This window comes from Anaerocolumna cellulosilytica, assembly GCF_014218335.1.
GTDB lineage: Bacteria > Bacillota > Clostridia > Lachnospirales > Lachnospiraceae > Anaerocolumna > Anaerocolumna cellulosilytica.
On the sequence record NZ_AP023367.1, the window covers coordinates 1 to 10,000 of the forward strand.

7 protein-coding genes (1 of these 7 cut by a window edge) are annotated in these 10,000 nt (G+C 34.6%); all 7 read left to right on the forward strand.

Annotated elements, in window-relative coordinates:
* Entirely contained in the window at positions 1-1,362 is a 1,362-nt protein-coding gene (gene dnaA / locus acsn021_RS00005) for a chromosomal replication initiator protein DnaA (RefSeq protein ID WP_184092849.1), read from the forward strand.
* 267 nt (positions 1,363-1,629) lie between these two features.
* Positions 1,630-2,742, forward strand: a complete 1,113-nt coding sequence (gene dnaN / locus acsn021_RS00010) for a DNA polymerase III subunit beta (RefSeq protein WP_184092850.1) — start codon at positions 1,630-1,632, stop codon at positions 2,740-2,742.
* 295 nt (positions 2,743-3,037) lie between these two features.
* On the forward strand, positions 3,038-3,247 hold the full coding sequence (locus acsn021_RS00015) for an RNA-binding S4 domain-containing protein (RefSeq protein WP_184092851.1): 210 nt from the start codon (positions 3,038-3,040) through the stop codon (positions 3,245-3,247).
* 19 nt (positions 3,248-3,266) lie between these two features.
* Complete coding sequence (gene recF, locus acsn021_RS00020; RefSeq protein WP_184092852.1) at positions 3,267-4,397, forward strand: DNA replication/repair protein RecF; 1,131 nt, start codon at positions 3,267-3,269, stop codon at positions 4,395-4,397.
* A complete protein-coding gene (gene gyrB, locus acsn021_RS00025) occupies positions 4,394-6,304 on the forward strand; it encodes a DNA topoisomerase (ATP-hydrolyzing) subunit B (RefSeq protein WP_184092853.1) in 1,911 nt (636 codons plus the stop codon). The genes recF and gyrB overlap by 4 nt, the downstream gene beginning before the upstream one ends.
* Positions 6,305-6,385: 81 nt before the next feature.
* Positions 6,386-8,995 carry a DNA gyrase subunit A gene (gene gyrA, locus acsn021_RS00030; RefSeq protein ID WP_184092854.1) on the forward strand — a complete coding sequence of 870 codons (2,610 nt, stop codon included), beginning with the start codon at positions 6,386-6,388 and terminating at the stop codon, positions 8,993-8,995.
* Positions 8,996-9,418: 423 nt separating this feature from the next.
* Positions 9,419-10,000: the 5' portion of a fumarate hydratase gene (locus acsn021_RS00035; RefSeq protein ID WP_184092855.1), read on the forward strand. Its footprint extends 261 nt past the window's final position; only the first 582 of its 843 coding nucleotides appear in the window; it begins with the start codon at positions 9,419-9,421; the stop codon falls past the right edge of the window.

Consider the following 10,000-nt stretch of genomic DNA (forward strand, 5'->3'; position numbering starts at 1 on the left):
ATGAATGAAATTCAAGATAAATGGGATGAGATACTGGAATATCTTAAAATAGAACATTGTGTAACCGATGTTTCTTTTAAAACCTGGTTACTTCCATTAAAAGTATATTCCGTAAGGGATAATTTAATTACTATATCAATAGATGATAAAATGATCGGCCCTGACAGTAAAAATTTCATCAGCAGAAAGTACGGTATTCCTTTAAAAGTAGCAATAACAGAAATAATGGACGAGAACTACGATTTGGAATTTGTATTAGCAAGTCAGATTGAGACCACAAAGAAAAAGAATGAATCTCTACCTGATTTAAAAGGGAAAAACCAAAAAAATGGTCTTTCCTTTTTAAATCCCAGGTATACCTTTGACACCTTCGTGGTTGGTGCCAATAATAACCTGGCTCATGCTGCATCGCTAGCAGTTGCCGAATCACCTGCAGAAATATATAACCCTCTATTTATATATGGAGGAGTTGGATTAGGGAAAACCCATTTAATGCATTCCATCGCTCATTATATTCTGGAACAAAACGCAAGCAGTAAAGTAATGTACGTGACCAGTGAGAAGTTTACCAACGAATTGATTGAATCCATTCGTAACGTAAACACTACCCCTACTGAATTTAGGGAAAAGTACAGAAATATCGATGTACTCTTAATTGATGATATTCAGTTTATTATAGGTAAGGAAAGTACGCAGGAAGAATTTTTCCACACCTTTAATACGCTGCATGAATCTAAAAAGCAAATTATTATCTCCAGTGATAAGCCTCCTAAGGATATTCTCACTTTGGAGGAAAGATTGCGTTCCCGTTTCGAATGGGGTTTAACGGTTGACATCCAATCTCCAGATTACGAAACTAGAATGGCAATTCTAAAGAAAAAAGAAGAACTGGACGGACTTCAGATAGATAATGAAGTAATGAAATATATTGCAACAAATGTAAAATCCAATATCCGGGAGCTAGAAGGCGCACTTACAAAAATCGTTGCCCTCTCACGGTTAAAGAAACAGGAAGTTAATGTTACACTGGCAGAAGAAGCTTTAAAAGACTTGATATCTCCTGATGATAAAAAGCAAATAACCCCTGAATTGATTATTGATGTAATTGCAGAACACTTCAATATAACATCTGCTGATATTTACTCTGTTAACAAAAGTCGGAACATAGCTTATCCAAGACAAGTTGCCATGTACTTATGCCGAAAATTAACAGACTACTCCTTATCAGATATCGGTAAACTTATGGGTAAGAGAGATCATACCACCATCCTTCACGGTATTGACAAGGTAGAAAAGAACATAAAAAAAGACCCAAGTATGCAAAATACAATTGAAGTACTTACTAAGAAAATCAATCCTTAAACTAAGGTTTATTTTTTTTCCACAAAGCCATGTTAGTAAATTGTTGTTTATCTGTGAGTTGCCTTGGGATAACTTAATAATTATTTTGAAGATAAAATTTTCATCCAAAACGGTGTTTTTTCCATACACAACGTTATCCTTCCACAGAAAGCCCTGTTTTTATGATGAAAATCCACTTATGCACAATTTAACAGCCCCTATTACTACTGCTACAAAATTTTATTATATATATTTACATGAAAATCGCGAAAGGAGTTATACACAATTATGAAGATTGTTTGTTCTAAAACTGAATTGCAGAATCGAGTTAATATTGTTTTAAAAGCAGTTCCAGCTAAATCTACAATGCCTATATTAGAATGTTTGATTATTGATGTAAAATCTGATACCATAAAACTTATAGCCAATGATATGGAGTTAGGAATTGAAACCATTGTAAAAGGTGAAGTAATAGAAACAGGAACCGTCGCTATTAATGCTAAAGTATTTTCTGAGATTATAAGAAAATTACCTGACAATGATGTAACCATTGAAACGGATGGCAATTACTTAACTACTATACTCTGTGAAAAAGCAAAATTTGCTATATCCGGAAAGAGCAGTGAAGAATTTCCTTATCTTCCTAAAGTAGAAAAACAAAACGCTGTGGTTCTTTCTCAATTTACCTTAAAAGAAATTATCAGACAAACCGTATTTTCTATATCCGATAATGAAAGCAATAAAATAATGACTGGTGAACTCTTTGAAATAACTGGTAATGAATTAAAAGTGGTATCTTTGGATGGCCATAGAATTTCTATACGAAAAATAGAGTTAAAAGAAGAATACGAAGATATAAAAGTAATCGTTCCGGGTAAAACTTTGATTGAAGTAAGTAAAATATTGTCTGGAGAATTTACAGATGAAGTAAATTTATATTTTACGGATAAACACATCATATTCGAATTTGACAATACGGTTGTACTCTCAAGATTAATCGAAGGAGAATATTACAAAATTAATCAGATGTTATCCAGTGATTATGAAACTAAAGTAACCATTAACAAAAAAGAATTATTAAGCTGTATAGACAGAGCTACCCTACTGATAAAAGAAACTGAGAAAAAACCTATAATTGTAAAGATTAATGATAAAAACATGGAATTAAAAATGAATTCTACTATTGGTTCTATGGATGAAGAAATTGATATCACCAAAGAAGGAAAAGATATAGTGATAGGTTTTAATCCTAAATTTTTAATTGAGGCATTGAGAGTTATTGACGACGAAGAAGTTGACATCTATCTGATTAATCCCAAAGCTCCATGTTTTATCAGAGACAAAGAAGAAAGATATATCTATCTGATTTTGCCAGTAAACTTCAATTCCGCTGTACAATAGTAAAATTTTACAGTTTAACAAAATTCAAAATTCTTGTATAGTAAATTTTTAACAATAAAAAACAATTACCAAAATAAAAAATTTGGTTTATAATAGATTGAAAAAGAGCTATATTTAAAAATTCTTTATGTACAAGTTTTAAAGGTTTATGATTAATACTTATGAACCTGATTGAAGGAATAAGACGATAGTCGCATAGAAGGTTGATATTTTTATTAATATAATATATAATGGCTAGATGTCATGTTTTTACAGGAATTAATAGGAACTATAGTCCTTGAAAGGATAGAAAATTATGGAAACCATCAAACTAAGGGAAGAGTATATAAAATTAGGTCAGGCATTAAAGGCTGGAGGTCTGGTAGGTTCCGGTGTTGATGCCAAGTTTGTCATACAGGATGGTTTGGTAAAAGTAAATGGAATCGTAGAAACCCAAAGAGGGAAAAAGTTATATGACGGCGATGTAGTAGAATATAACGATGAGACCATCCGTATTGAAAAATAATTAGAATCGTGGTGTATACATGTATATCAAAACCCTTGAATTAAAAGATTATCGGAATTACAATACTCTTTTTATGGATTTTCATGACAGAATAAATATCCTTTATGGAGATAATGCCCAGGGGAAAACTAATATTCTTGAGTCAATATATGTCTGTGCCACGACAAAGTCCCATAAGGGAAGCAAAGATCGAGAAATAATCAAGATGGATAAAGAAGAATCTCATATCCGGCTGCATGTAGAGCGGGATGGGGTTATTCACAAAATAGATATGCATTTGAAAAAAAACAAGCCAAAAGGTGTCGCAATTAATGGTATCCCCATTAAAAAAACAAGCGAATTATTTGGTATTGTTAATATTGTGTTTTTTTCTCCGGAAGATTTAAGCATTATTAAAAATGGTCCGGCTGAACGAAGAAGATTTATTGATTTAGAACTTTGTCAAATAGATAAGGTTTATTTATATAACCTGGCAAATTATAATAAAATTATTACCCAAAGGAATAATTTATTAAAACAAATCAGTTTTAACAGGAAATTATTGGATACACTTAGTATATGGGACATGCAGCTGGTAGAGTATGGAACTAAAATCATGGAAAGACGTGATTCGTTTATTTCACAGCTAAATGAAATTGTCTATGAAATACATAAAAAGTTATCCGGTAATAAAGAACATCTAAGAATACAGTATGAGCCTAATGTAGCAGTTAAAGACTTTAAGAGCAAATTGGAAAACACCTTGGAACGGGATATTGCAACCAAGATGACAAATTATGGTCCTCACAGGGATGATATCAGTTTCTTTAATGGCTCCCAAGACTTACGTAAGTTCGGCTCTCAAGGGCAGCAGAGGACTTCGGCCTTATCTTTAAAACTTGCAGAAATAGAACTGGTAAAAATAGTAACAAAAGATAAGCCGATTCTATTACTGGATGATGTATTATCAGAATTAGATAGAAACAGACAAACTCATTTACTTAACAGTATTCATGATATACAGACAATTATTACCTGTACAGGTCTGGAGGAATTTATCGCTAACCGGATGGAATTCGATAAAACTTACCGAGTTGTAGAGGGAACGGTTACAGATGAGAATACTTTATCATTGGATTTCATCCATAGAAAAACAGGAGGCAATTTATGAGTGCAGAATACGGTGCAGATCAAATCCAAATATTGGAGGGCTTAGAAGCGGTTAGGAAAAGGCCTGGTATGTATATTGGCAGTACCTCTTCAAAAGGCCTGCATCATTTAGTTTACGAAATTGTTGATAATGCAGTTGATGAAGCATTGGCAGGAATTTGTGACAGGATTGATGTAACAATAAATAAAGACAATTCTATAACTGTAATTGATAACGGCAGAGGTATACCGGTAGGGATTAACCATAAAAAGGGAATACCTGCTGTTGAGGTCGTGTTTACTATTCTACATGCCGGAGGAAAATTCGGTGGTGGAGGATATAAAGTGTCCGGTGGACTTCATGGTGTAGGTGCGTCTGTAGTTAATGCATTGTCTGAATGGTTAGAAGTAACAATTCATCTCGATGGTAAAGTTCATAAGCAAAGATATGAGCGAGGCAAGGTAGTCTATCCACTAAAAGAAATAGGTGAAACTGACAGAACCGGCACCACAGTTACTTTTTTACCGGATAAAGAAATTTTCGAAGAAACGGTTTATGATTACGATATATTAAAACAGCGTTTAAGAGAGATGGCTTTCTTAACAAAGGACTTAAAGATAGTGCTTTCCGATGATAGGGAGGAGCCTGTAGTTACGAAAGAATTTCATTACGCTGGAGGAATTAAGGAGTATGTGGACTATTTAAACAAAAATAAAGATCCACTTTATTCTGATATTCTTTATTGTGAAGGGAACAAAGATTCGGTTTATGTAGAAGTTGCTATGCAGCATAATAATTCATTTAACGAAAGCTGTTATAGTTTTGTAAATAATATAACTACGCCGGAAGGTGGTACCCACTTAGCTGGGTTTAAAAATGCACTTACTAAGACATTCAATGATTATGCCAGAAATCAGAAGTTTTTAAAAGACAATGAAACGAATCTCACCGGAGAAGATATCAGGGAAGGTTTGACGGCTATTGTCAGCATAAAGATCCCAGAACCTCAGTTCGAGGGACAGACAAAACAAAAATTAGGAAACAGTGAGGCAAGAGGTGCTGTAGACAGTATCGTAAGTGAACAGCTTACATACTTTTTAGAACAAAACCCAACTGTTGCAAAAATAATTCTAGAAAAAGCAATTCTGGCTCAGCGCGCCAGAGATGCTGCAAGGAAGGCAAGGGATTTAACAAGAAGAAAATCTGCATTAGAAGGCATGAGCCTCCCGGGAAAATTAGCAGACTGCTCCGACAAAGATCCAAAAAATTGTGAAATCTATATCGTTGAGGGTAACTCTGCGGGCGGTTCAGCAAAAACTGCCAGATCCAGAGCAACCCAGGCTATTTTACCTCTCAGAGGTAAAATTCTTAACGTAGAAAAATCAAGGCTTGATAAAATTTTAGTCAACAATGAGATAAAAGCAATGATAACGGCATTTGGAACAGGGATATCAGATGATTTTGATATTAGTAGATTGCGTTATCACAAAATTATTATTATGACTGATGCGGACGTTGACGGAGCTCATATCAGTACACTTTTACTCACCTTCTTTTACCGTTTTATGCCTGAACTTATCAAACAAGGTTATGTATATCTTGCTCAACCACCGTTGTACAAGGTAGAACGAAACAAAGTGGTAAGATATGTTTACAGCGATGATGAATTAAATCAGCTCCTTACAGAACTTGGGAGAGATGGAAATAATAAAATACAGCGATATAAAGGGCTAGGCGAAATGGATTCCGACCAGCTTTGGGATACAACTATGGATCCGGAAAAAAGAGTACTGTTAAAGGTTATATACGATGAGGAAAATTCTTCGGAAATAGATTTAACTTTTACAACTCTAATGGGTGATAAAGTGGAACCACGAAGAGAATTTATTGAAGCAAATGCAAAATATGTAAAGAATTTAGATATTTAGTATAATTGAAAACAGTCAAGAGATTGCCTTTAGTCTGTTTTCAAGTCAGCAATTCAGCAATGAATAGATGGAGGAAAATAAATGGACGAGAATATCTTTGATAAGGTTCATGAGGTTGACCTTAAAAAGACAATGGAAACATCATACATTGATTATGCCATGTCTGTTATCGCAGCCCGTGCACTTCCGGATGTAAGAGATGGTCTCAAACCGGTACAAAGAAGAATACTATATGCAATGATAGAGCTTAACAATGGTCCTGACAAACCCCACAGAAAATGTGCCCGTATTGTCGGTGATACTATGGGTAAGTATCATCCTCATGGTGACAGCTCTATCTATGAGGCCTTGGTAAAACTGGCACAGGATTTTTCAACCAGATATCCTTTGATTGACGGGCATGGAAATTTTGGGTCAGTTGATGGTGATGAAGCTGCCGCGATGCGTTACACAGAAGCCCGCTTAAGTAAAATTTCCATGGAGATGATTTCTGACATCAACAAAGATACCGTTAATTTTATTCCTAACTTTGATGAGACAGAAAAAGAACCAACGGTTCTTCCCTCCAGATATCCAAATCTATTGGTAAACGGTACTTCTGGTATTGCAGTAGGTATGGCAACTAATATACCGCCCCATAACTTAAGGGAAATTGTTAATGCTGTCCTGAAAATGATTGATAATACCATAAGCGAAGATAGAGATACTACGTTAGAAGAGTTATTAGAAATTGTAAAAGGACCTGATTTTCCTACTGGTGCAACCATATTAGGTACTAGAGGAATCAATGAAGCTTACCGAACCGGCCGTGGAAAAATAAGAGTAAGAGCAGTTACGGATATTGAAGCCATGCCTAATGGTAAAAACCGTATTGTTGTTACAGAGTTACCCTACATGGTAAATAAAGCAAGATTGATTGAAAAAATTGCTGAATTGGTAAAAGACAAGAAAATAGACGGGATTACTGAGTTAAGAGATGAGTCAGACCGCACCGGCATGAGAATATGTATTGAACTCAGAAGAGATGTCAATGCCAATGTTTTGTTAAATCAATTATATAAACATACACAATTGCAGGATACGTTTGGTGTAATTATGCTGGCGTTAGTAGATAATGAGCCAAGGGTGTTAAACTTGCATGATATGCTTCACTACTATATTCTTCATCAGGAAGAAGTAGTAACCAGAAGGATCAGATATGATTTAAATAAAGCAGAAGAAAGAGCCCATATTTTAAAAGGTTTATTAATTGCACTTGATAACATTGATGAAGTAATTAATATTATCCGTTCTTCAAAAAACGGAAATATCGCCAAAGAACGCTTAATTGAACGTTTTGCTTTATCAGAAGCACAAGCACAGGCAATTATTGACATGAGATTGCGAGCTCTGACAGGTCTGGAAAGAGAAAGACTGGAGACAGAATACGCTGAACTTATGGAAAAGATAGCTGAATACAAAGCGATTCTTGCTGATCATAAAAAATTGCTTGCAGTAATCAGGGAAGAGCTAACTGTAATCATGGATAAATTCGGTGATGACAGAAGAACTTCTATTGGTTACGATGAATATGATTTGTCAACAGAAGATTTGATTCCAAATGAAAATACTGTTCTTGCTATGACACGGTTGGGCTACATAAAGAGAATGACGGTAGATAATTTTAAAAGCCAGCACCGTGGAGGAAAAGGAATAAAGGGTATGCAGACCATTGATGAAGACTTTATCGAAGATTTATTAATGACCACTACCCATCACTATATTATGTTTTTTACGAATAAAGGACGAGTATATAGATTAAAAGCATATGAAATTCCAGAATCCGGAAGAACAGCAAGAGGAACAGCCATTATTAATTTACTGCAATTATTACCCGAGGAAAGAATAACCGCAATCATACCTCTAAAGGAATACCAGAATAATAAATACTTATTCATGGCAACAAAAAAAGGTATTGTAAAGAAGACACCTATAAAAGAATACGAAAATATTAGGAAGTCCGGTCTACAGGCCATTAATCTAAGAGAAGATGATGATCTAATTGAAGTAAAAGCAACCAATAATCAAAAAGATATCATTTTGGTTACGAAGCATGGACAGTGTATAAGGTTTAATGAGAAAGATGTTAGAAAAACCGGTCGTACTTCCATGGGTGTTATTGGTATGAATCTAGAAGACAATGATGAAATTATCGGTATGCAATTAAGCACGCAGGGGAAATATTTACTTTTCGTATCAGAAAAAGGAATGGGAAAACGGACCGACATGGATGAGTTTACTGTTCAGAGAAGAGGCGGAAAAGGTGTTAAGTGCTATAAGATCACAGAAAAAACAGGATATGTTATCGGTGTAAAAGCGGTAGATGAAGAAAATGAAATTATGATTATAACTACAGGAGGTATAATTATACGTTTAATGGTAAACGGAATATCAAACCTTGGACGTATTACCTCAGGTGTTAAGCTGATTGATATGAGTGAAGATATTACGGTAGCAAGTTTTGCTAAAGTAAGAGATAACGAAAAAACGACCGAAGAAGAAGTAATAAAACAATTAGAGCAAGAATTAGAAAATGAAATCGTTGCTGATACACAGTCTGCGGAAGCTTCTGAAGAGGATGATGAAGATTATGATACAGAATTTGATGAAGAAGCAGAAAGTATTACGGAACAACCAGAAGAGGAAGAATAGTTTTTAAAAATTTAAGCCTGCCGGAATAAAGGGTAACAGAGTACTTTATTCCGGTAAAGGGCTTATTTTTAAATAGTTTTCTTTTTCTTTTTGTATCGCAATCGCCTAATTATGATACGGGTGTCCAAAGCCCTGTTTATTATTTAGAACCAGCTATTACACAAAATCAAAACACTCATTTTTCAATTTCAATGTATAAGACATTCTGCTTTTTTTCATGAATTGTGTAAAGCATAGCATAAAATAGAATAATCGCTTCATTTAGACAAATCTGTTTTATGATATACCAAACTTACGAAAAAAGAATATCTAATACTTTCCATCGTACATTCGTTTTTTGCTTTATGCAAAAATATTGCTATATTTGTGAGGGGGCTTTTGACACTCTAGTTCCAATTAACAAATGCATGAAAGGGAAATCTTATGAAGATAATTCACACAGATGAAATAACAAAACATATTAAAGAAATGTGTATTGAAGCAAATTTGCAACTAACACCAGATATGGAAAAGGCTATAAAAGGAGCTTTAGAGGATGAAAAATCAAAATTAGGAAAACAGATTCTGAAACAATTGGAAGAAAATATGGAAATTGCCAAAAAAGAAAACATTCCAATCTGTCAGGATACCGGAATGACTATTGTTTTTTTTAAACTAGGACAGGAGGTAAGGCTTGAAGGTATTCCTCTGGAAGAAGCGATTAATGAAGGTATAAGGCAAGGGTATCAGGAAGGATTTTTGAGAAAATCAGTCGTGGGGGACCCGTTGCTTCGTGAGAATACTAAGGATAATACACCCGGAATCATCCACTATGAGATAATCCCTGGGGATGATATCGAGATAATAGTTGCCCCTAAAGGGTTTGGCAGTGAAAATATGAGTAGAATATATATGTTAAAACCAGCTGATGGTACAGAAGGTGTAAAAAATGCAGTACTAGAAACTGTAAAAATGGCTGGACCTAATGCCTGTCCTCCAATTGTAGTAGGAGTTGGAATCGGTGGA

What these genes read in the sequence shown, in the direction of transcription:
- dnaA (WP_184092849.1), top strand. Translation starts at nt 1, where the DNA reads ATGAATGAAATTCAAGATAAATGGGATGAGATACTGGAATATCTTAAA.
- dnaN (WP_184092850.1), top strand. Translation starts at nt 1,630, where the DNA reads ATGAAGATTGTTTGTTCTAAAACTGAATTGCAGAATCGAGTTAATATT.
- acsn021_RS00015 (WP_184092851.1), top strand. Translation starts at nt 3,038, where the DNA reads ATGGAAACCATCAAACTAAGGGAAGAGTATATAAAATTAGGTCAGGCA.
- recF (WP_184092852.1), top strand. Translation starts at nt 3,267, where the DNA reads ATGTATATCAAAACCCTTGAATTAAAAGATTATCGGAATTACAATACT.
- gyrB (WP_184092853.1), top strand. Translation starts at nt 4,394, where the DNA reads ATGAGTGCAGAATACGGTGCAGATCAAATCCAAATATTGGAGGGCTTA.
- gyrA (WP_184092854.1), top strand. Translation starts at nt 6,386, where the DNA reads ATGGACGAGAATATCTTTGATAAGGTTCATGAGGTTGACCTTAAAAAG.